General features: G+C 65.4%; 24 protein-coding genes. 12 read left to right on the forward strand and 12 right to left on the reverse strand.

Translation table 11 applies throughout. From position 1 onward, the window contains the following. Positions 1-37 precede the first annotated feature (37 nt). The 4 genes from ACT2FV_RS09380 to ACT2FV_RS09395 are packed head-to-tail and all read left to right on the forward strand — an operon-like array spanning position 38 to position 2,807. Positions 38-622 carry a hypothetical protein gene (locus ACT2FV_RS09380; RefSeq protein ID WP_444503729.1) on the forward strand — a complete coding sequence of 195 codons (585 nt, stop codon included), beginning with the start codon at positions 38-40 and terminating at the stop codon, positions 620-622. Beyond that, a complete protein-coding gene (locus ACT2FV_RS09385) occupies positions 616-1,107 on the forward strand; it encodes a DUF3304 domain-containing protein (RefSeq protein WP_444503730.1) in 492 nt (163 codons plus the stop codon). Before ACT2FV_RS09380 ends, ACT2FV_RS09385 begins: the two co-directional genes overlap by 7 nt. Continuing rightward, complete coding sequence (locus ACT2FV_RS09390; protein WP_444503731.1) at positions 1,101-1,556, forward strand: DUF3304 domain-containing protein; 456 nt, start codon at positions 1,101-1,103, stop codon at positions 1,554-1,556. Before ACT2FV_RS09385 ends, ACT2FV_RS09390 begins: the two co-directional genes overlap by 7 nt. 15 nt (positions 1,557-1,571) lie before the next feature. After that, the gene (locus tag ACT2FV_RS09395; protein WP_444503732.1) at positions 1,572-2,807 is read left to right on the forward strand and encodes a hypothetical protein; all 1,236 of its coding nucleotides are present in this window, start codon (positions 1,572-1,574) and stop codon (positions 2,805-2,807) included. Between the two features lie 76 nt (positions 2,808-2,883). Here ACT2FV_RS09395 and ACT2FV_RS09400 read toward each other — a convergent pair whose 3' ends face one another. Together ACT2FV_RS09400 and ACT2FV_RS09405 are read right to left on the reverse strand one after the other, a co-directional pair. Next, positions 2,884-3,087 (reverse strand): hypothetical protein, encoded by a 204-nt coding sequence (locus ACT2FV_RS09400; RefSeq protein WP_151047101.1) that lies wholly within the window; start codon positions 3,085-3,087, stop codon positions 2,884-2,886. Between the two features lie 43 nt (positions 3,088-3,130). Continuing rightward, on the reverse strand, positions 3,131-4,450 hold the full coding sequence (locus tag ACT2FV_RS09405) for a DUF3422 family protein (RefSeq protein WP_444503733.1): 1,320 nt from the start codon (positions 4,448-4,450) through the stop codon (positions 3,131-3,133). Positions 4,451-4,610: 160 nt separating this feature from the next. On the opposite strand from ACT2FV_RS09405, the gene ACT2FV_RS09410 reads away from it, so the two are divergent. Continuing rightward, positions 4,611-5,486 (forward strand): LysR family transcriptional regulator, encoded by an 876-nt coding sequence (locus ACT2FV_RS09410; protein ID WP_059605089.1) that lies wholly within the window; start codon positions 4,611-4,613, stop codon positions 5,484-5,486. Positions 5,487-5,516: 30 nt separating this feature from the next. Here ACT2FV_RS09410 and ACT2FV_RS09415 read toward each other — a convergent pair whose 3' ends face one another. Together ACT2FV_RS09415 and ACT2FV_RS09420 are read right to left on the reverse strand one after the other, a co-directional pair. Continuing rightward, on the reverse strand, positions 5,517-6,083 hold the full coding sequence (locus ACT2FV_RS09415; protein ID WP_444503734.1) for a hypothetical protein: 567 nt from the start codon (positions 6,081-6,083) through the stop codon (positions 5,517-5,519). 119 nt (positions 6,084-6,202) lie between these two features. Next, positions 6,203-6,574 carry a hypothetical protein gene (locus ACT2FV_RS09420; protein WP_444503735.1) on the reverse strand — a complete coding sequence of 124 codons (372 nt, stop codon included), beginning with the start codon at positions 6,572-6,574 and terminating at the stop codon, positions 6,203-6,205. Positions 6,575-7,003: 429 nt separating this feature from the next. On the opposite strand from ACT2FV_RS09420, the gene ACT2FV_RS09425 reads away from it, so the two are divergent. Further along, positions 7,004-8,140: an acyltransferase family protein gene (locus tag ACT2FV_RS09425; RefSeq protein ID WP_151047109.1), complete on the forward strand. Its 1,137-nt coding sequence runs from the start codon at positions 7,004-7,006 to the stop codon at positions 8,138-8,140. 57 nt (positions 8,141-8,197) lie between these two features. Here the strand turns inward: ACT2FV_RS09425 and ACT2FV_RS09430 are convergent, their stop codons facing one another. Continuing rightward, entirely contained in the window at positions 8,198-8,788 is a 591-nt protein-coding gene (locus tag ACT2FV_RS09430; RefSeq protein WP_444503736.1) for a class I SAM-dependent methyltransferase, read from the reverse strand. A 223-nt stretch (positions 8,789-9,011) separates the two neighbouring features. After that, entirely contained in the window at positions 9,012-9,995 is a 984-nt protein-coding gene (locus ACT2FV_RS09435) for an aldo/keto reductase (RefSeq protein ID WP_059605075.1), read from the reverse strand. A gap of 121 nt (positions 9,996-10,116) precedes the next feature. Here ACT2FV_RS09435 and ACT2FV_RS09440 point away from each other — a divergent pair, with 121 nt between their 5' ends. Continuing rightward, positions 10,117-11,034: a LysR family transcriptional regulator gene (locus ACT2FV_RS09440; RefSeq protein WP_151047111.1), complete on the forward strand. Its 918-nt coding sequence runs from the start codon at positions 10,117-10,119 to the stop codon at positions 11,032-11,034. A gap of 22 nt (positions 11,035-11,056) precedes the next feature. Here the strand turns inward: ACT2FV_RS09440 and poxB are convergent, their stop codons facing one another. Beyond that, positions 11,057-12,778, reverse strand: a complete 1,722-nt coding sequence (gene poxB, locus ACT2FV_RS09445; RefSeq protein ID WP_124903311.1) for a ubiquinone-dependent pyruvate dehydrogenase — start codon at positions 12,776-12,778, stop codon at positions 11,057-11,059. Between the two features lie 290 nt (positions 12,779-13,068). Further along, complete coding sequence (locus tag ACT2FV_RS09450) at positions 13,069-13,569, reverse strand: Lrp/AsnC family transcriptional regulator (protein ID WP_444503737.1); 501 nt, start codon at positions 13,567-13,569, stop codon at positions 13,069-13,071. Between the two features lie 191 nt (positions 13,570-13,760). Here ACT2FV_RS09450 and ACT2FV_RS09455 point away from each other — a divergent pair, with 191 nt between their 5' ends. Beyond that, a complete protein-coding gene (locus ACT2FV_RS09455; RefSeq protein ID WP_124903185.1) occupies positions 13,761-14,777 on the forward strand; it encodes a 1-aminocyclopropane-1-carboxylate deaminase in 1,017 nt (338 codons plus the stop codon). 217 nt (positions 14,778-14,994) lie between these two features. On the opposite strand, the gene ACT2FV_RS09460 is transcribed toward ACT2FV_RS09455, so the two are convergent. Both ACT2FV_RS09460 and ACT2FV_RS09465 read right to left on the reverse strand, forming a co-directional pair. After that, positions 14,995-15,822 (reverse strand): hypothetical protein, encoded by an 828-nt coding sequence (locus tag ACT2FV_RS09460; protein WP_059605061.1) that lies wholly within the window; start codon positions 15,820-15,822, stop codon positions 14,995-14,997. A 120-nt stretch (positions 15,823-15,942) separates the two neighbouring features. After that, positions 15,943-16,533: a tetratricopeptide repeat protein gene (locus tag ACT2FV_RS09465; RefSeq protein WP_151047115.1), complete on the reverse strand. Its 591-nt coding sequence runs from the start codon at positions 16,531-16,533 to the stop codon at positions 15,943-15,945. Between the two features lie 353 nt (positions 16,534-16,886). On the opposite strand from ACT2FV_RS09465, the gene ACT2FV_RS09470 reads away from it, so the two are divergent. Genes ACT2FV_RS09470 through atsR form a run of 3 tightly spaced genes read left to right on the forward strand, consistent with a single transcriptional unit; the run spans position 16,887 to position 20,135 of the window. Next, positions 16,887-17,765 (forward strand): response regulator, encoded by an 879-nt coding sequence (locus ACT2FV_RS09470; protein ID WP_151047117.1) that lies wholly within the window; start codon positions 16,887-16,889, stop codon positions 17,763-17,765. 48 nt (positions 17,766-17,813) lie between these two features. Next, on the forward strand, positions 17,814-18,314 hold the full coding sequence (locus ACT2FV_RS09475; protein WP_059605050.1) for a molybdopterin-dependent oxidoreductase: 501 nt from the start codon (positions 17,814-17,816) through the stop codon (positions 18,312-18,314). Between the two features lie 9 nt (positions 18,315-18,323). Further along, on the forward strand, positions 18,324-20,135 hold the full coding sequence (gene atsR / locus ACT2FV_RS09480; protein ID WP_444503738.1) for a hybrid sensor histidine kinase/response regulator AtsR: 1,812 nt from the start codon (positions 18,324-18,326) through the stop codon (positions 20,133-20,135). Between the two features lie 57 nt (positions 20,136-20,192). Here the strand turns inward: atsR and ACT2FV_RS09485 are convergent, their stop codons facing one another. Then, positions 20,193-20,612, reverse strand: coding sequence for a secondary thiamine-phosphate synthase enzyme YjbQ (locus ACT2FV_RS09485; protein WP_059605044.1), 420 nt, complete (start codon positions 20,610-20,612; stop codon positions 20,193-20,195). Positions 20,613-20,622: 10 nt separating this feature from the next. Continuing rightward, positions 20,623-20,949, reverse strand: coding sequence for a thioredoxin family protein (locus ACT2FV_RS09490; protein WP_124903189.1), 327 nt, complete (start codon positions 20,947-20,949; stop codon positions 20,623-20,625). Positions 20,950-21,154: 205 nt separating this feature from the next. Between ACT2FV_RS09490 and ACT2FV_RS09495 the strand changes: the two genes are divergently transcribed. Beyond that, on the forward strand, positions 21,155-21,847 hold the full coding sequence (locus ACT2FV_RS09495) for a flavin reductase family protein (protein WP_444503739.1): 693 nt from the start codon (positions 21,155-21,157) through the stop codon (positions 21,845-21,847). Positions 21,848-21,881: the final 34 nt, after the last annotated feature.

Raw genomic sequence — 21,881 nt, forward strand, 5'->3', positions numbered from 1 at the left:
AACTCAAGCCAATCCGATTCCGCCTCCGGTGCCTCCCGTGCATCGCGCGCAGCGAGCGTCAGCGCGCAGTTTCCCCCCGAACCACCAAGCCCTTGCTTTCGCTGCCATCAGGAAATCTACCAATCCTTCCTTTTTTGATGGATTTGCGCAAGGGCTAAAGGATGTCGATCACCCGTCGAATATCCTTCGACTGTTCAATGCACACGAGGAAACAAACGATGAGCGCGGCATCTACAAGATGTACTACGACGGGATGGGCCGCGACCTTGCCAACCAGACGGTCGGCACCGGCAAGAAGGTGGCAAGCGACATCGCGTCCACCGCCGAGAAGATGGCGAACGACAAGTTTCTGAAAGGGCCTGCCAAGGCCGTCGCCGACGATATCCGAAAACGGGCAATGAACGACGCCGGCGACAAAGGTCTACTGACCCGAGCCAGATCCGCGATTCTCGAAGGTACCGCTGCCGCTGGCACTACAGCGAAAAACAATATAAAAGACTCGTTTTCTCTGAAAAGATGGGCATCCGCTGGCGGGTTATGCGGCCGAGCGGCAGCAGGCAATGACGGCGGCGGTGGATGCGCAGCCCGAAGCCGGTTGAGTGGCGGGAGAGGCGAATGTTGAGGGGAATGCGTCGGGTGGCTGCAATAGGGATCGCGATCGCTGGCGGCTTGTGGGGTATGCAGGCACATGCCGAGCGCGACGGGCCGTATCGCGTCGCGGGTTTCAACTACACCGACCGGGATGTGTACAACTTCGTAGTCGACGGTTTCGGTGACGGCAGTGTGCACGCCCGTCAATTCGGCGGCGGTGGAGGCATGGCCTGTTGCATGGAGGTGCTGCGCGACAAGAACACCTGGCACCTCAAGGTCACATACGACCTGACGCCTGAAGAAGATGCCAGGAATCTGTCGCCGGAAATCTACGAGACGGACATTGCCGTCCCGAAGCTGCCAACCAAACGCGACGGCTATATCGCGTTCCATTTCCTGCCCGACCGCAAGATCGAAGCCCAATGGGTCGAATACCCGACCGGTCCGCGCAACCCGAATACCACGAGCAACGCGTCGTCCACGACGAACCGAATGACAGGAACATCGACATGCTGAATTTTCTTCGCCGTCTCATTCGCAACCCGATCGTCGTCGCGGTGCTCCTGCTCGGCGGGGCGTGGTGGGTGCATGCGCAGACAACGAGCTACGGTCCTTATCGCGTTACGGGCTACAACTATACAGATCGAAGCATTGCGCTTTTCACGATCGATGGCTTTGGTGCCGGCGGTTCCAACGCACATGAATCCGGCGGAGGCGGAGGAACGGTATGTTGCATGAGCGTGCCACGAAACAGAAAGACATGGCATATCAAGATCGTCTACGAACTGACCCAGGAGCAGTACAAAAAAGATTTGCCGAACGACGTATACGAAACAGATAGCCCGGTTCCCTCTTTGCCAAACAAACACGACGGATACATCGAATTTCATTTCTTGCCGGACAGAAAAATCGACGCCAAGTGGGTCGAACTGCCGACGAAGCCGCATATTCCGAATACCAACTAGGATAGCGAGGGAAGGATGTCGAACGAAACTGCGTATGCGCAAAGCGCTGCACCCGGTCAGCCTGACTCCGCATCCGGTGCATCACGCGTTGCCCGAGCCGCCAGTGTCAGCAATCAACTTCCGCCTGAACCGCCGACACCATGTTTTCGTTGTGTTCAAGAAATCTACCTGAGCTTCTTTTTTGATGGATTCGGACAAAGCCTTGACGACCTCGATCATCTTTCGAATATTGGTCGACTCTATAACGCCCACGCAAAAAGCAGCGATGAGCTAGGCATCTACGCGACGTACTACGAGGGAATGGGTCATGTTGCGGCAACGGAATTGCGGTTTTACAAGAACCTAGATTCTCCGAGGAAATCGCCAGATCATAAGAACTTGCTCGAAATCGTCTATCCAGGCAGCCAGTCGGATGTCGGTGGCGGCTTTCGAGAAGGCGACGATCAAAAGTCGGCCGAATTGGCATGCATATCCGCACTCAACATGCTCGATCGGGCATGGGCTGCCGGCGTGCCACTTCAACCGCTAGCCAAACTTCGCCAGGTCAATCCCACGTTCGCGAGAGAATTCGAGTTTCGAAAAACCGTCAACGTCAACGGCAAGAATCTCACGGTTAATGACCTCTTCGCGGCCTACACCGCGATGCTGCCGAAATCTAGTAGCCCGCTCGAAACGCATTTTCTCGAGCACCAGAAGCTGTTCGTATCATGGGCACGTTACGTCCACGATCGCACCGCGCACGAAAGCACCGGCAACAGCCTGTTCATCAACACCGTGGACGCCGACGTCTACAACACGGTCTTCCCACACGGCCGCGGCTTGCCCGACTACAAGGGCCGAGACTGGTACTACAAGAGCCAGGATCCGAATTCCAAGGTCCCGCAGTTCACCTTCGGCGAACGCCGGACAGTCGACGACATCTCGGACAAGACCGTGCGCGCATTGGCCACCGCATGGGTGCACCCGCCAAAACTGTCACCGGAAGTCATCGCGTTCTTCGACAACTTCGTACACAACACGATCACGCCATTCAACAACGTGTCGCTCGGCGACGGGGTATTCATGCAACTGCGCGAAATCGAAGAAAAAGGCTGGGTCGCACGCCAGACCGACGCCGCGAAGGATTACGTGAAAAAAGTCCTCGGCAACGTGTCGAAGAACATCAAGGATGCGCAGGACGAATACGTCAGGCAGGTCACATCCGGCCAGATTCCGCACGGCGCGTCGATCGGCGACCTCTCCGGCGACTGAGCAGTACACACCACGCCAATCAGCAAGCCCGCCCGGCCGCACACGCGACCGGGCGCCAACCGCATCCGGCCCCGCGTCAGTTGTACCCGAGAATCGCCACCGCCGCGACGTCCGGCCGGTCGAGCGTATTCCCGACGAGCGACGTCATCGGCTCCTGCAGCACGGCCTGATACGAGGTCACGCGCGGCGCTTCCGGCGCGCCCGGCTCATCCGGTGCCGGTTCGTCGAACGCGGCATCGAAACCGCTGTAAAACCCCGGTTGCCTCTGCGAAAAAGTCATCTCCACTCCTTTACCTGTTTTACCTGTTTATGTTTTCGATGTTCTAACCAACTTGCTTCAATGCCGCCGACTGCACCGGCATGCCGTCGTGCGCCGCCTCCGATCGCGCCAGCTGCGCACGCGTGCGCCGCGTGATGTGAATCACCGCGAAGACGACCGGCGCGATCAGCAGGCCTTCCGCCAGTTCGGGATCGACCGGCAGGTTCATCACGTGCAGTGCCTTGAACGCCGCCGTCGCGAGCGACAGCACGTAGTACGAAATGGCCGCCACCGACAGCCCTTCGACCGCGTGCTGCAAGTGAAGCTGATTGCGCGCGGTGCGCTCCATGCCGGCCAGCAAGCGCGTCACGTCCTTTTCCTGCGCGAGATTCACGCGCGTGCGCAGCAGGTCGACCGCTCGCGCGATCCGCGCGGCGATCTGCTCGTGACGCGCCCACACGCTGCGGCAGGTTTCCATCGCCGGCGCGAAGCGCCGCTCCATGAACTCGGCGATCGTCGGCATCCCTTCGATGCGTTCCTCGCGCAATTCGTGGATGCGCGCCAGCACGAGCTTTTCGTACGCACGCGACGCGCTGAAACGTGCGCCCGATCCCGACAGCGATTCGACCCGCACCGCGAGATGCGTGAGCTTGACGAGCAGCGCCGTGTCGTCGCCGTCTGCGCCGCTCGCGTCCATCCGCTGCATCAATGCGTGCAGCGCCGCGTGGATCTCGTCGAGCTCGCGGCTCATCCGGCGCGCGACGGGCAACGCGAGCAGCGCCATCATCCGGTACGTCTCGATTTCATACAGGCGCTGCAGCAGTCGGCCGCCCTGCTCCTCGCGAAAATCCTCGTCGACGACGAGAAAGCGCATGAAGCCGTCGTCGCGCACGTGCCAGTCGCAAAACACCTTGCCACCGCCGAGCACGTTGCTGCCGACAAGCGCGGGCCCGTCGATCCAGCGGCGCATGTCACCGCACACGAGCCGCGCGGCGTCGCCCGTCAGCAGCTCCATGCGCACCGCGACGAAGCGGATGCCCGCGAGCCGCGCGAACCACGCAGCCGGAATGCCTTCGATCGCGAGATCGTCGAAATAGCCCGTGTCGCGACGCGGCGCGACGAACGTGAACGTCGAGAATTCGGTGTGCCGCTCCCACTTAAGATGCCAGCCGCACGGCGACTGCACCGCATAGTGGGTCGCACCGTCCTGCGGCACGGCAATGCCGGTGTCACGGCACAGTGCGTGCAGCAGCGTTTCGTGGATATCGGGCTGGCCGTCCGCGTAGATCGCGTAGTGCGTGAGCGACACGGCTTCGGCGAGCCGCAGGAACGGCCGGGCATGCAATTCCGCGGCCAGCGCGGCGCGCAACGGATGATCCATCATTGGTACACCACTCTTCCTGTTCAACGCTGCGTGCCGGGCTCGCCGGCGTGTTGGCCGCACCGCATCGAACGATACGGCAGGCTCGATGTCACTATGGCAGACACACAGCAACAATAAAAACGCATAATGCTGATCGTTACGTTCAGTTTTCCTGATACCCATGAAGATGCTCGATCACGACGTGCTGGCCACCGTCGTCGCCGTCGCGGAAACCGGCAACATGACCCGCGCCGCCGAAGCGGTGAACCGCTCGCAGTCGGCCGTGAGCATGCAGATCAAGAGCCTGGAAGACGCGATCGGCCGGCCGCTGTTCGTGCGCAAACCGCGCAGCATCGTGTTGACGCGCGAAGGCGAGGTGCTGCTGGGATTCGCCAGACGAATGCTGGCGCTGCGCGACGAGGCGTGGGCGGCCGTGGTGCGGCCGGAAGTGACCGGCAAGGTCGTGATCGGCGTGCCGGACGACTATGCGTCGTCGCTGCTGCCGTCGGTCCTGAAGAAATTCTCGGCGACCTACCCGAAGGTCGAGATCCAGGTGATGGGGCTGCCGAGCAGCGCGCTCGCGCCGCTGATCAAGGAAGGCACCGTCGATCTCGTGTGCGGCACGCGCATCAAGGGGCTGACCGGCGACTTCATCCGCCACGAGCCGATGGCATGGGCCGCGATGACGAACGGGCCGCGCGTGTGGGAAGAACGGCCGCTGCCGATCGCGGTGTTCATGCCGGGCAGCGTTGCGCGCGAGAACGCGATCCGCAGCCTCGAACGCGCGAAGGTGCCGTACCGCACCTCCTATGAAAGCCCGAGCCTGCTCGGGCTGCTCAGCATGGTCGAAGCCGGCCTCGCGGTCGCGCCGCTCGCGCGCTGCGCGATCCCCGCGCAGCTGTCGATGCTCGGCCGCTCACACGGGCTGCCCGATCTGCCACCGCTCGAGCTGATCCTCGCGCGCAGCACGAAATCGAAGCGCCCGCCGTGCGACTTTCTCGCGGAGCAGTTGATGGAAGACCTGCAGCGGCAAACCGGGCAGACCGCCGACGCCTGAACCGCGGTCGGGCGCGCGCCGCCTGCGCCGTCACGAACCGCCGGGCCGTGGATGGCCGGCCGCGAGCAGCGCCGCGTTGACGATGCCCGCCACCGTGTCGACGAGCGCTTCCAGCGTGTCGCCATGCACATGCCGGCCGGCAGGCGGAATGCATTCGATACGCCGGCCGCCCCATTGCGACCCGGCCGTCACCGACAGCGTCGCCCCGAACCGGTTGCCGTGCCGCCGGCCGAAGATGCCGACGCGCTGCTCGCCCAGGTACGCCTGCTCCGGAAGAAACAGCCGAATGTCGACCGCAACCTGGTCGGGATCGCCGGCGCGCGTGTTCGCATCGGCCGACGGCGCGAACGTCTTCGCGATGCGCAGCGTCACGTGCGAATCCCAGGCGGCCAGCGGTCCGCCGGCCGCGTCGACACGTTCGAGGTCGACCGACCACTGATGGCGATCCGGCAGCCGGATCGCCTGACGCAGCAGCACCTCCGCCGCGCGCACGGTCACCCGCAGCTGCATGGCAAGCTGCGTGCCCGACGGCAACGCCGCCACGCGCACGCGGCCGCTTGCCGGACGCGTAGTCTGCACTTCTTCCATGAGGTGCATGGATCCTCCCTGTCGAGGGCCGGCGCCGCGTGCGACGCGGCGCACAAACGCTCGCCGCGACCGGCCCGCGGACAGCACGACGGCCGGCGAATCGGCGGCAAACCGTAACGTACGAGCAATCAGCGTTCCCCGGCCTGACGATCCTGCGTCGCCACGCGCAGACGGCGGGCAACGGGACCGATCACGGCATCGACCTGCTGCGCGATCAGCATGTGCAGCGTGAAGTCGAGATTCTCCGGCGCGATGTCGAATTCCACATGGATCACGTCGCGCACGGTACGCGCGCTGACCACATACACGCCGAGCGGGGAATGCAGCAGCGCCGCGAGCCGGGCGTGCGCGAGCGCGAGCGCGCCGGTGTCGGCCGTCAGCGTGACGGGCAACCGCAGGCGCGGACGCGGCGGCGGGAGCGGGACGACGGTAGTGCGCGCGCCGGCACGCAGCTGGCGGCCGGCGATGTCGCACCCGGGTACGGGATGGATGAAGGTCATGGTGCGGACGGAGGGCGTCCTGGCTGTTGGACACATCCCGAGCTTAGAAGGCGCCGCATAAATTCCGTGCAAAAAAACGGCTTTGCAGTGCAAAAAACGGCATGCCGGAAGAGCAGCACATACCGGTCGGGTTGCGCGGCGTGCGCCCCGTCAACGCTGACAGGACAATCGCCAACGATCCACCGATACACTTGTGCCACCGTGACGTCCGGCGTCCTCGATGCCGGACGGCGCTTTAATTGCACGCACGCTCCACCGCTTCCGGTTGTCCAGCCTGCATCGCACATGTCGCCCCGATCCCGATCCGATGGAGTCCTGCTTGAACCCCTGGCGCCCCACGCTGCCCGACGCCCAATCCGACACCGTGCGGCATTCACGCGACACGTTCCCGGCCGCGCGGCCGGCTCGCGCGCAACCGGGCCGGCCGCAATGAGCGCCGGGCCGCGCAATGCCCGGATCGACGTGCTGCGCGGCGTGTCGATCCTGCTCGTCCTGCTGCATCACTTCAACATCCCGTATTCGCTGCGCGACACGTCCGTCGCGCGCATGTTCGGCTGGGACGCGGTGCACGCGGTGGTCCGCAACGGCAACTATGGCGTGACGATGTTCTTCGTGATCTCCGGCTACCTGATCACGTCGAATGCGCGCCGCCGCTGGGGCAGCCTCGGCGCGGTGGACGTGCGCGCGTTCTACGTGTCGCGCATCGCGCGCATCGTCCCGTGCCTGCTCCTGCTGCTCGCGCTTGTCAACGGGCTGGCGGCGACCGGCGTGCCGATCTTCTTGAACCACGCGCCGCAGGGTGTCGCCGTGTCGTTCTGGCTCGTCAATCTCGCGTCGCTGACGTTCTGGATGAACGTGCTGATCGGCACGTATGGATGGGTCAATTACGCGCTCGGCGTGCTGTGGTCGCTGTCGGTCGAAGAGATGTTCTACCTGTCGTTTCCGCTGCTGTGCATCGCCCTGCGCCGCGACGCGCGACTGTTCGCGTTCTGGCTGGCGGTCGTCGCGATCGGGCCCGTGTACCGCTTCACGCATGCGAGCGACGAAGGCGGGTTTCTGTATGCGTATTTCGCGTGCTTCGACGGAATCGCGATCGGCTGCTGCACCGCGGTGCTGGCCGGACGCGCCGGCTGGCAGCGGCTCGCGGCCGCGCCCGTGCAATGGCTGACCGCGATCGCGATGACCGTGCTCTATCTCGCGTGGCCGATCGCCCAGAGCCATGTGATCGGCGTATCCGCGATGGCGCTCGGCACAGCCGTGCTGCTGATCGGCGCGCATGCCCGCGGCGAGCGAGCACCGGGCCGCGCGCTCGCGCCGCTGCGCTGGAGCGGCCGGCTCAGCTACGAGTTGTACCTGTTTCACCTGATCGCGCTCGGCGCGCTGCGCACGGTGTGGCCGCCCGCCACCATGCACGGCAACGGCAAGCTCGTGCTGCTCGTCGCGTATCTGGTGTTGTCGGCCGGATTGAGCGCGTCCGTCGCGCGCGGCTACGCGACGCCGCTCGACCGCATCATCCGGCGGGCCGCGTCGCGGCCCGCGCCGCGCGTGCCGGACGCCGCGACATGAGCCGCGGCCGACGGCATCCGCAGGGTCGATGAAAGGAAGCGCGGCACGATGTGGGCATCACGCCGCCTGTCCGATCGCGGCCCGGCGCATCGTGACGATGCGCGCGGGCGGAATATTTGCCCACACGATCCGGCTGGCGTCGGCAACAAATGCCGGATCGCGCAGCGGGTGACGCTCGGGCACGCGCAAATCGTAGGTGAACTGGATCATCACGCCGTCGACTGACAGCACGCGCTCGCACTGCCCGACGATCGCCGTCACGTCCTGGCGCGGCAGCGTGCGCAGCGGCAAGCAGGACACGATCGCATCGACCGCCGCGTCGGACGGCAGCAGCCGCTCGAGCTGTCGCGCGTCGCCCGACACGATCGAGATACCGGGGAAGCGGCGTCGCAGGTGCTGCACGAACGCCGGCGACCGCTCGACCACCACGAGGCGCCGTGGCGCGACGCGGCGTTCGAGCAACGCGGCGGTGATCGCGCCGGTGCCACCGCCGAGCTCGACGACGAGGCCGTCGCCGTCCGGCACGGCATCGGCCATCTCGCGCGCCAGATGCCGCGAACTCGGGCACAACGCGCCCACCGCGGCCGGGCGGCCGACCCACTCGCGCACGAACAGTGCCGAGACACGCAACGCGTTCGGCCAGATCATCGGCCAACCTTGCGCGGTTGCGCTTTCAGCTTCGACGTGCCAATGACTGCCTGCAACAGGGCTACGACGACACGAGGTTCTTTCACGTGCATCCTCCTGAACAAATCGGTCCGCCGCGCTCGCGCGGCGATCAATCGATTCTAGGAAATGCAAACTTAAGGCGACGTGAAGATTGTCCCTGATTGCGTCATCGATGCGGGCCGTGCAACCGACGGCTGCCCGATCAGCGGTCGACGCGCTGCTGAAGCTGCGCGGGATACCGCTCGCCGACGATCGTGATCTGGCGCAGCGCCGTCTCGATCGCCGACAGTTCGTCGGTCGTCAGCACCACCGCGGCCGCGCCCACGTTTTCGTCGAGCCGATGCAGCTTCGTCGTGCCCGGAATCGGCACGATCCACGACTTGCGGGCCAGCAGCCACGCCAGCGCGATCTGCGCGCGCGTCACGCCCTTGTCGGCCGCGATCCGGCCGAGCAGGTCGACGAGGCCCGCGTTGGCCCTGCGGTTTTCTTCCGAGAAGCGCGGCACGATATTGCGGAAGTCGGTCACATCGAACGTCGTGCTCGCATCGATCGCCCCCGTCAGGAAACCCTTGCCGAGCGGGCTGAACGCCACGAAGCCGATGCCGAGCTCCTCGAGCGTCGGCAGGATGCGCTCCTCCGGCTCGCGCCACCACAGCGAATATTCGCTTTGTAGCGCCGCGACGGGCTGCACCGCGTGCGCGCGGCGAATCGTCTGCTCACCGGCTTCCGACAGCCCGAAGTGCGCGACCTTGCCTTCGCCGATCAGATCCTTGACGGTGCCCGCGACGTCCTCGATCGGCACGTTCGGATCGACGCGATGCTGATAGAACAGATCGATGCGGTCGACCTTCAGCCGCTTGAGCGCTGCGTCGGCCACCGCGCGGATCTGCGACGGCCGGCTGTCGACGCCCTTCATCGGCTCGCCATTCTCGAAACCGAACTTGGTGGCGATCACGACCTGATCGCGAAACGGCGCCACCGCCTCGCCCACCAGCTCCTCGTTGACGAACGGGCCGTACGCTTCGGCCGTATCGAAGAAGGTCACGCCACGTTCGAACGCCGCGCGAATCAGCGCGACGCCGCTCGCCTTGTCGGTGGCCGGACCGTAGCCGTAACTCAATCCCATGCAGCCGAGCCCGATTGCCGAGACTTCGAGGCCGCTCTTTCCAAGCATGCGCTTTTGCATGACTTTCTCCTGCTGAAAGGTGAAGACGATTGACGGGATGCCCGAGGAAGCGAGTGTAGGTTGATGGATACGTCTCAACAATCGGCGTAACATTTCATGCATTATTGAGGGAATTTCATTAATGCTGCGCACTGGCCTCGGCGAACTCACGACCTTCATCACGATCGCGGAACAGCGCAGCTTCAGCGGCGCGGCCCGCATCCTCGGCGTGTCGCCGTCGGCGCTGAGCCATGCGATCCGTCATCTCGAGGCGCGGCTCGGCGTGCGCCTGTTCAACCGCACGACCCGCTCCGTCGCGCTGACCCAAGCCGGCGAACAGTTGCTGCTGCGCGTGCGGCCCGCCGTCGCCGATCTCGAGGACGCGATGAACGACGCCGCGACCGCCCGCAACCGGCCGTCCGGCCAGATCCGGATCAGCGCGTCGGAATCCGCGTCGCGCCCGCTGATCCGGCATGTGCTGCCCGGCTTCGTCGCGCGCTATCCGGACATCCACGTGGAGTTCGTCGTCGATTCGCGGCTGATCGACATCGTCGAACACGGCTTCGACGCCGGCATCCGCGTGCGGGAGGACGTGCCGCGCGACATGATCGCCGTGCGGTTCGGCGACGCTGTCCGCTTCGTCGCGGTGGCGTCGCCCGACTACCTGGCGCGGCACCCCGCGCCGGACACGCCACAGGACCTCACGCGCCACCGGTGCATCCGGTTCCGCTTCGAAAGCGGCGCGCTCTATCGATGGGACCTGATGCGCGACGGCAAGCGCGTGAGCGTCGACGTCGACGGGCCGATGACGCTCGGCAACCTGGGGCTGATGGTCGACGCGGCGCTCGCCGGCATCGGCATCGCATGGGTCACGCACGCGCGGGTCGCCGAGCATCTGGCCGACGGCCGGCTCGTGCGCGTGTTGCCCGAATGGGCGCAGACATTCGACAGCCTGTGCCTCTACTATCCGGCGAACCGGCATCCGCCAGCCGCCCTGCGGCTGTTCGTCGAAGCCGTGCGCGAATGGACGGCTGCGGGAGGTAACGCGTCGGACGACTGACGGTTCGCCCCGCTCCGCCACTTCACCGCAGGTTGGTCCTCGCCAGCTCGACGATCTCGTCGCCGCGCCCGCTCAGGATCGCGCGCAGCATGAACAGGCTGAAGCCCTTCGCATGCGCGAGCTCGATCTTCGGCGGCATCGCCAGTTCGTACTTCGACGTGACGACGTCGACGACCGCCGGCCCGTCATGCGCGAACGCCGTGCGCAATGCCTGCTCGACGTTCTCCGAATGTTCGACGCGCACGCTGAAGATGCCCGCGCCCTTCGCGATCGCCGCGAAGTCGGTCGGGCTCAGGTCGACGTTCGTGTCGAGATAGCCGGCCGCCTTCAGCTCCATCGACACGAAGCCGAGCAGGCTGTTGTTGTAGACGACGATCTTGATCGGCAGGTTGAGCTGGCGCGCGGTCAGCAGATCGCCGAGCAGCATCGACAGCCCGCCGTCGCCCGACAGCGACACGACCTGCCGCCCCGGATGCGCGCCCTGCGCGCCGAGCGCCTGCGGCATCGCGTTCGCCATCGAGCCGTGGTTGAAGGAGCCGTGCAGCTGGCGCTTGCCGTTCATCGTCAGGTAGCGCGCGGCCCACAGCGTCGGCGTGCCGACGTCGGCCGTGAAGATCGCGTCGTCGGCCGCGACGTCGTCGACGATCTTCGTCAGGTATTGCGGATGAATCGCGCGGCCCGGCGGCTCGGCCACCGCGAGATCGTCGAGCCCCTTGCGCGCAGCCGCGTAGTGCTTCAGCGCGTTCTCGAGGAAGCGCCGCTGCGTCTTGCGCGTGAGGCGCGGCAGCAGCGCAGCGATCGTTTCCTTCACCGTGCCGACGAGCCCCAACGCAAGCGGCGCACGGTGCCCGAGCTGCGAGCCTTTGCAGTCGATCTGCGCGATCTTTGCGTTGGTCGGATAGAACGGCCGGTAAGGGAAGTCCGTGCCGAGCATCAGCAGCGTGTCGCACGATTCCATCGCGTGATAGCCCGAGCTGAAGCCGATCAACCCCGTCATCCCGACGTCGAACGGGTTGTCCCATTCGACGAACTGCTTGCCGCGCAGCGCATGCACGACCGGCGCGCCGAGCGTGTCGGCCAGCGCGACCACTTCGTCGTGCGCGCCCTGCGTGCCGCTGCCGCACAGCAGCGTGACCGCGTCCGACGCGTCGAGCAGCGCCGCGAGCCGGTCGAGATCGGCGTCGGCCGGCAGGATCGACGGCGGCGCCGAGCCGCTCCACGCAGGCGCCTCTTCCGGGCCGTCGCCGAGCGCGATGTCGCCCGGCAGCACGATCACCGCGACGCCGCGCTCCTCGATCGCGGTGCGCATCGCGCGCGCGAGCACGCGCGGGAACTGCGATGCGTTGGTCACGAGTTCCGCGAAATGACTGCACTCGCGGAACAGCTCCTGCGGATGGGTTTCCTGGAAGTAGCCGAGGCCGATCTCGGTCGACGGGATGTGCGCGGCGATCGCCAGCACCGGCTGGTGATTGCGATGGCAGTCGTAGAGGCCGTTGATCAGGTGCAGGTTGCCGGGGCCGCAGCTGCCCGCGCACACCGCGAGCCGGCCGGTCGACGCGGCATCGGCGCCGGCCGCGAACGCGGCGCTTTCCTCGTGCCGCGTATGCATCCAGCGGATCGAGCCGATCTGGCTCAGGCTGAACGACAGCCCGTTCAGGCTGTCGCCCGTCACACCCCAGATGCGCTCGACGCCCGCTGCCGCCAGCGTCTTCGCCAGGTATTCCGCCATCGTCTGTCTAGCCATCATGCCCTCGCTCATTGATCGGTCGTTACACGATTGATCCGGCTACGGCAGCCGCCGTCGCCGCTGACGGGACGAGCATACGCGATCGTGCCGCGCGGCGTCGTGACGATGCGAGCATCACGCGCGGCAACGCGGCGACGCAGCGACGCGGCGGCGGACGGGCGCGGCGACGCGGCAACGCAGAGCGCGGCACGCCAGTCGTTTTCTCGACGGAGCTGCCCTGCGAGGCGGCGCGTTCCCGGCCCGCATGCCGTCAACGCAGCCTGCGCGGCCGACCACATCGCGATGCGCTACACCGGCAGTGCGTGCGTGGACAGAATCTCCTTGAGCACCATGAACGAACGCACCTGCCGCACACCGGGCAGGTACAGCAGTTGTTCCGCGTGCAAGCGGTTGAAGCTCTCGTTGTCGCGCGTGCGGACCAGCATGAAGTAGTCGAATTCGCCGGTTACCACGTGACATTCGACACACCCCGACACCTTCTGCGCGGCCTTCTCGAATTCGGCGAACGCCTCCGGCGTCGAACGATCGAGTACGAAGCCGATCACGACCAGCATCCCGGCACCCAGCGGCTTCGGGTCGAGCAGCGCGACGATACTGCGAATCAGCCCCATCTCCTTCAACCGTTCGACGCGCCGCAGGCACGCCGGCGCGCTCAGCTTCACCTTCGCGGCGAGGCTCACGTTCGAGATCGACGCGTCCTGCTGCAACTGCCGCAGGATCGCGCGGTCGATGCGGTCGAGCACCGGCGCGGCGGCGGCCGGCAAGGCATTGCCGCGATCTAATTTCATTGCGTCTCCTGGACTTTTTACGAACAAAAATTATCCATCTGATCCTCATCTCATCGACAACGTAGGCCCTCGTTATTAATTTCGCAAGCTCATTTCGCGCCGTCCTGCCTATCATTTTTCCATTGGGACACGGCGCGCCGGCCGCCCCCGTCCGATGCGAATTCCCGCCCACAGCCTTTCGGAGCTTGTCGATGAACCTGCAACGTTTCCCCCGCTATCCGCTCACGTTCGGCCCGACGCCGATCCAGCCGCTCAGGCGTCTGAGCGCGCACCTCGGCGGCAAGGTCGAGCTGTATGCGAAGCGCGAGGACTGCAACAGCGGCCTCGCTTTCGGCGGCAACAAGACGCGCAAGCTCGAATACCTCGTCCCCGACGCGCTCGCGCAAGGCGCCGACACGCTCGTGTCGATCGGCGGCATTCAATCGAACCAGACACGCCAGGTCGCGGCCGTCGCCGCGCATCTCGGGATGAAGTGCGTGCTCGTGCAGGAGCACTGGGTCAACTACGAGGATCCGGTGTACGACCGTGTCGGAAACATCCAGCTGTCACGAATGATGGGCGCCGACGTGCGGCTCGTTGCCGACGGTTTCGACATCGGCATTCGCCGCAGCTGGGAAGAAGCGATGGAGAGCGTGCGGCAGGCGGGCGGCAAGCCGTATCCGATTCCGGCCGGGTGTTCCGAGCATCCGCTCGGCGGACTCGGGTTCGTCGGCTTCGCGGAAGAAGTGCGCGAGCAGGAAGCACAACTTGGCTTCAAGTTCGATTACATCGTGGTCTGCTCGGTCACGGGCAGCACGCAGGCGGGGATGGTCGTCGGCTTCGCGGCCGACGGACGCGCGGACCGCGTGATCGGCATCGACGCGTCGGCAACGCCCGAGCGCACACATGAACAGATCACGCGCATCGCGCGGCACACGGCCGAGCTGGTCGGGCTGGGGCGCGATATCGAGGAGAAGGACGTGGTGCTCGACACGCGCTATGCCGGGCCGGAATACGGACTGCCGAACGATGGCACGCTGGAGGCGATTCGTCTGTGTGCGCGGCTGGAAGGCATGCTGACCGATCCCGTCTATGAAGGGAAATCGATGCACGGGATGATCGACCACGTGCGGCGCGGGGAATTCGAGCCAGGGTCGAAGGTGCTGTATGCGCACCTTGGCGGGGTGCCGGCGTTGAGTGCATATAGCGGGATTTTTCGGGAAGGTTGATCGCGCGATGCGGCACGCCGGCGAGGCATGCGCGAAGTCGGCGCCGCCTCGCCGGTGTGCCGCCTCTTGCCGATTCCCACTGGACGGCCGCTTCGATCCGACCAGGCCGTCGTTCTCACGCGCGTGCCGCACAGACTGGCACGCACGCCGCGATGCACCGGATGCACCCAGTTCGACCAGTGCTGCACGTCAGGACATGCAGCGCCGGCCCGGAACGTCAGTTGACCTGCAATTGACCACCGCGGCCAAGGCCGCCCTTGACGTCCTGCGCCTTGTAGCTGCGCAGCGCGACGACCATCTTGTTCCACGCGTCGATAAACGCGACGACCGTCGCCTTGCCTTCCGGCGTCGTCGAGAAGCCGGCGAGACCGCCGCCCACGCCACCGCCCAGGCCGCCCAGCGCCGCGCCGTAGTTGGTCGCCGTCGAGCTGCCTTCCGACGCCGCGATCTGCACGGCCGAGCGCACGTCGAACAGCGTCAGCGTCACGACCGACGCCTTCGTCTGCAGATGCCCGGCCACCGCCGCGATCGCGCTGTTGCCGATCAGCCCGCCGATCATGCTGCCGATGCCGCCGATCGGCGAATCGTTGATCACGATCTGCGGTTCCATGTAGTAGTCGGCCGCGACGCGCTGGCCCTTGTGCTGCTTCGAACCCGCACGGTATTCGCCCGAGTTGCGCTGCAGCTGCGTGATGCGCGACAGGCGCGCATCGCTCTTCTGGTTGCCGATCGACGTGATCACGAAGCAGTTCGACTGCTGGACGGCCAGGCGCAACAGCGGGTCGATGCTCGTCACCTTGGTCGCACTGCCGAACGGGCCCCACCAGTCGGCATTGCGGCCGTCGTCGACCGCGATCGTGCCGAGCGGCGACGCGCAGCGCTGCAGTTGCGAATCCGCACCGGCGCTCGCGCCGCCCGCGGCAGCGCCCGTGACGCCGGCGTTCTGGCCGCCGGGCGTCACCATGCCGCCGCAGCCGGCGACGGACGCGCAAAGCGCTGCAACCAGCGCACCTTGAGTGAGACGTTGGGAAAGGATGGTCTTCATGTCGTTGTCGATCGATAGAGTCGTTGTTCGGCTTATGTGTTCGTGCGAACTTTGATAAGCCCCCCGGCGTGGCGCGCGATGGTGGTCTCCCCGCAGCCGCCTCCGTTGCTTTCGGCCCGGTCAGTAGTACCAGTACGTCTGATGCCAGACGCCGTAGTACGGATAGCCCGAGTACCAGTAGCCGTAATAGACGTCACGCCATTGCGTGCGCCATTTCCAGTCGTCCTCGTCGTCCTTCTTCGCCTTGCGGGCGAGCTCGAGCAGCTTTTTCGATTCCTTGTCGCCGCGGCCCGCGGCGATCGACAGCCACTTGTCCGCTTCGCGCGGATCGGAGCCCATCTCCTCGAGGCCGAACAGGTAGAAACTGCCGAGCGCCTTCTGCGCGTTCAGGTCGCCGCGCTCGGCGGCATCGCGCATCCACTTGAGTGCCTGGTAGCTGTCCTGGCGCACGCCATCGCCGCGGAAATAACGCAGGCCGAGGTCGTAGGCGGCCTTCGGCTGCGTCTTCGCGGCCTGCTTCAATGAAACGATGCGAGGATCCTCGCGATCGTCGGAATCGTCCCTTTTTTGATAGGAGACCTGATCTTTAGGGCGATAGGAACACCCGGTGTCATCGCAGATCCGCACCGTGTTGCCGGTGACGGACGGATCCTGCGCGCACGCGGCCAACAGCAACAACAGCAGCCCCGGTGCCAGAAAACGGCGAACCATTTTTACTTTTCCCTCGATTTATTTGCGCCGCACTGCTTCGCGCTATCTCACCCCGCGAGCGCGTACCCGGCTCGCGCGCGGCGGGGCGAATACAATTCACCCACGCCGACACGCGGTCCACGGCTCTCTCAGGCTCTCTTCGTATCGTTCAGTCACGCGCGGGCTGCCGCTTTTCGCTGGGCCGACCGTTGTCGACACCGGCGCCTCAACCTGACGCGGCAAACAATAGTGACGTGGTGAGCAATAATAATGGAGAAAAATGGCATGTCAAGGTGATTCGCGATTTCAAAGTTTGCGTATCGCGTCACTTTTGAATATGCTCTTCGTCGCTAAAACCAGGAGACCCCGTCGAGATGTCCAATAGCGAGCAGGCCAATGTCGATCTCATTACCGCAACCAAGGTGCGCGATCTGCTGACGCGCAACGGGATTCCGCCGCGCAGTCACAACACGACGATCGCGAACGTGCTGGGCCTCAGTTTCTCGGTCGTCACGCGCAAGATGAAAGGCCTGATCCCGTGGAACCTGTCGCAGTTGCAGGACATCGCGACGCACTTCGGCGTGCCGCCCGCGATCCTGCTCGACGACAAGGGTACACAGCCGGCCGCCGCCGAGATGATCGACGCGACGCTCGTGATCGAGTCGCGCCGTTTCCGCTGCCGCGCGGCGATCTCGGCGAAGGCCAGCAGCCAGGCCGAAACGGATTTCGTCGCGTTGCAGTGGCAGGGCGAATGGATCGTCACCGAACGCCAGCACGCGCGCGAAGGCCGCCTCTATCCGGTCGACGTCATCGAACTGCGCTCGAGCCAGCCGACCGTGTACGCGGCGCGGATCGCGGTGGTCGACGATTCGCGGGACGTCGCCGAGACCGTGTGCGAATACTTCATCGAAAAAGGCGTGAACGCGATTCCGTACCATGACGGCGCGTCGTTCCGCAAGGCGCTGGAAGTCGAGGATTTCGACGGCTACATCCTCGACTGGATGCTCGGCGACCAGACGGCCGCCGAGCTCGTGCGCGGCATCCGCTCGAGCGAGAACGGCGGCGCGCCGATCTTCCTGCTGACCGGCAAGATCTCCACCGGCGAAGCGAGCGAGGACGAGATCGCGCACATCGTGTCGCACTACAACGCGCGCTGCGAGGAAAAGCCGGTGCGCCTGCCGATCCTGTTCGCCGAAGTCGCGCGCGAACTGAAGATCACGCAGCCGGTGGCCACGGCCGCCGCCGCGAGCTGAGACCACGACGAGAACCGGCCACCACACGAACACGAAAAAGGGAAACACATGCGAATTTCGACCCTCTGGATCAAGACCCTGATCACGGCCGGCCTGCTCGGCATGGCCGCCGCGAGCTGGGCCGCGTCGTTCACGTTCACCGTCGACGGCAAGATCGGCCGCAGCAACCAGCCCGGCAAGACGACGTTCGTCTTTACCGAGCAGGCGCTGATGGCACTGCCGCAGCACACGATCGTCACGTCGACGAGCTGGACACCGAAAGCGACCTTCACCGGCCCGCGCCTGTCCGACGTGCTGAAGACCGTCGACGCGCACGGCACGCAGATCGAGTTCCGCTGCATCGACGAATACACGTTCACGATCCCCGTGTCGGACGCCGACAAGTACGGCGTGATCCTCGCACGCACGATGAACGGCAAGGTGCTCGGCAACGACAACTACGGCCCGCTGTGGATCATGTATCCGCGCGACCAGTATCCCGACGAGCTGAAGACGCCGCTCGGCGAAGCCAAGTTCGCATGGCAGATCATCGGCCTGACCGTGAAGTAAACGCGCGACATGATGCGCGGGCGGTGGAAGAACAGAAAGATCATCCTCATCCTGGGATCGTTGTGGATCCTGGGATTCGCCGCATGGGCATTCCTGCTGTGGGACCTGCTCGCGACCTCGGTCAACGAGGGCGTGCTGGAAGGACCGCGCGAAGGCGTGTTCTGGACGGCCGCGCAATACCGGAACGCCTACACGCGCTTCGACCGCCAGCTGATCCTCTACTCGACGCACGTGGACGACGACTTCGACCACGTGCAGATCCAGCTCGACAGCCTGTCGGTGTCGTTCGGGTTCCTGCAGCGGCCGTCTGAAGTGTCCGAATACTGGCTGCGCATCCCGCGCGCGCGCGCGGAAATCGCGGTGCTCGGCGCATTCATGGCGCGCCTGAAGCACGACGTGCCGCTGCTGCGCGACGCACCGAACGTTGCGCCGCACGTGATCGACGACGTCAACGCGTACTGGCCGAAGGTCAACGGCCTTGCGAACTACTTCCGCGCGATCGAGATGGCGCAGCGCGATTTCACGTTCCATCAGCTGAAGGAAAAGCAGCGGGCGATCGTGTCGCTCGGCATCATCCTCGGCGTGATCCTGTGCGCGCTGTTCCTGCTGCTGTTCTATACGATGCGCACGCGCGACGCCCTGCTCGAACGACAGGACGCCGCGCTCGATGCGGAGCGCAAGGCATCCGATCGCGCGTTCGAGATGATCGAGGCGAAGAACGCGTTCCTCGGAATGGTCAGCCATGAACTGCGCACGCCGCTGCAGGCGATCTGCGGTTCGATCGAGATCCTGCTCGCGCGGCCGCAGTCCGACGCCAACCTGAAGACGATCCGGCGGCTGCAGAATTCCGCGTCGTCGCTCGAAGCGCTGGTCAAGGACCTCACCGATTACATCAAGCTGCGCTCGACCAAGCGCCTCGCCGAAACCGAAACGGTCGGCATGGCGTCGCTGCTCGCCGAGGTGCTCGATCCGCTGCGCGCGAAGATCGCGACCAAGCGGATCGCCGTCGCGCAGCGCGTCGAGCCGCACGACCTCGCGATCCGCTCCGATCGCAAGCTGTTGCGTCAGGTGCTGTCGAACCTGATCGAGAATTCGGTGAAATACACCGTCGACGGATCGATCGACGTATCGATCATGCTCGTCGACGCGCCGGCCGGCCGGCAACTGAAACTCGCCGTGCGGGACACGGGCGCCGGTATCGCGAAGCAGCATCTGTCGAAGATCTTCGAGCCGTTCTACCGCGCGAACGACGCGGTCGGCCTGCACGTGGACGGAATCGGGATGGGGCTCGCGGTCGTGCGCGAGATCGTGACGACGCTGCGCGGCCACGTGGACGTGCGCAGCGTCGTCGGCGAAGGCAGCGAGTTCGTCGTGACGCTGCCGGCCGAGGTGCCGGATGCCAGCGAAACGACCGGCGACGCACCCGCGTGGCCGGCCGCCGCCGCGCATCGCAACCGCCGCGCGCTCGTGGTCGACGACAACGACAACGCGCGCGAAACGCTCGGCGCGATGCTCTCGGCGCTCGGCCTCGACGTCGACCTGTGCGGCACCGGGCAGGAAGGCATCGCCCGTTTCGGCGAGATGCATTACGACCTCGTCGTGCTCGATCTCGAACTGCCGGACGTGAGTGGCTTCGAAGTCGCGCGCCGCATCCGGATGGTCGCGCAACCGGACGACGACGGAAAGTTTCCGTCGATTCTCGGTGTCAGCGCATACGAATCGGCCGCGCTGCGCGAGAACCAGCGGGTGTTCGACGCATTCCTGCCGAAGCCCGTTCACCTGCGCGAACTTGGCGCGCTCCTCGAGAAGCTGCTCGGCTGAGCGTGGCCGCGGTGCGTGACGGGCAGGCCTTCCAGCGGCCCATTGCGCGTTTCCCGCTTACTCGCCGATCAAATGCAGCACGATGTCACGCCGATGCGCGGCGCGACGATGCTCGAACAGATAGATGCCCTGCCACGTGCCGAGCACCATGCGTCCGTGCTCGACCGGGATCGACAGCTGCACTTGCGTAAGCGCCGTGCGCAGATGGGCGGGCATGTCGTCGGGGCCTTCCGTGTCGTGCTCGTAGCGCGTGTCGTCTTCGGGTGCGAGCGTCGCGAAGTAACGTTCGAGATCGCGCTGCACGGACGGATCCGCATTCTCCTGGATCAGCAGCGACGCGGACGTATGGCGGCAGAACACGGTCAGCAGCCCGGTGCGGATGGCCTGCTGATCGACGAATGCGCGCACTTGCGGCGTGAACTCGACGAGGCCGCTGCCGCGCGCGTCGACACCGATATGCGTGATGGCCTGTTGCATGACGACGACCTCAGGCGAGCGCGGCGAAGCCGTCGGCCTCGATCTGCCTGGCATCGGCGGGGCGCACGACGCGCGCGACTTCGACCCCGTCGCGCAGGAATACCAGCGTCGGCCACAGCTTCACGCCGAACGAACGGCCGAGCGGCCGACCCGGGCCATCCTCGATCTTCAGGTGCCGCACGGCCGGATGCGCGGAGAACGACGCGACGATCGCAGGCTGCGCGCCCGCGCAGATTCCGCACCAGTTCGTGCCGAATTCGATGACGGTCGCACCGGCCAGTGCGTCGACTTCCGCGCGCGTCGGCGCGTTGGCGGTGTAGCGTTGCTCGATGTCCATCGGGCCCCTCGTGTGCAATTGCGGAACGTGGCCGCGGCGCGCCGGCGTGGGCGGCACATGCGACCTTCGATTTCCTACTCTAGCGGAAAAGCACGCGCGATGCCGAGGGCGCCCGCGCCGTGCGGATGACATGACAAGAATCGGAGCGCCGCGCGGCGGCGACGCGATCAGCATGCGAACTGATCCCGTCAACGAAGGACCGACCATGAACGCTGCGCATCGCATCACTGAACCGAACATCCTCTATTTCGGCACGCCCGTCGTGCTGATCAGCACGTTGAATCCGGACGGCACGGCCAATCTTGCGCCGATGTCGTCCGCGTTCTGGCTCGGCTGGCGCTGCATGCTCGGGCTCGCCGCCAGCTCGCAGACCACGCACAACCTGATGCGCACCGGCGAATGCGTGCTGAACCTGCCGTCGGCGGCGCAGGCGCAGGCCGTCGACCGCATCGCGCGCACGACGGGCACGCATCCGGTGCCCGAGTCGAAGCAGGCACGCGGCTACGTGTACGAACCGGACAAGTTCGGCACCGCCGGGCTCACCGAAACGGCCTCGCAGACCATCGCACCGCCGCGCGCGCTCGAATGTCCGGTGCATCTGGAAGCGGTGGTCGCCGCCACGCACGGCATCGGCGACGAAGCACCCGACCTGCGCGGCCACATCCGCGTGTTCGAGGTGCGCATCCAGCGCGTTCACGTACATCCCGACCTGCTGATGGACGGTCATGCGGACCGCATCGATCCGGACAAATGGTCGCCGCTGATCATGAGTTTTCAGAAGTTCTATGGCCTCGCGCCGCATCAGGTGCATGCGTCACGGCTCGCCGAGATTCCGGAGCGCGCCTATCGCAGCCCCGACATCGACCGCGCGCGCGAAGCGGGCATGTCGATCGGATAAGATACTGGCCGATTGACCCATGACCGAACCGACG

Source organism: Burkholderia sp. PR2 (assembly GCF_052372875.1).
GTDB classification, from domain to species: Bacteria; Pseudomonadota; Gammaproteobacteria; order Burkholderiales; family Burkholderiaceae; genus Burkholderia; species Burkholderia diffusa.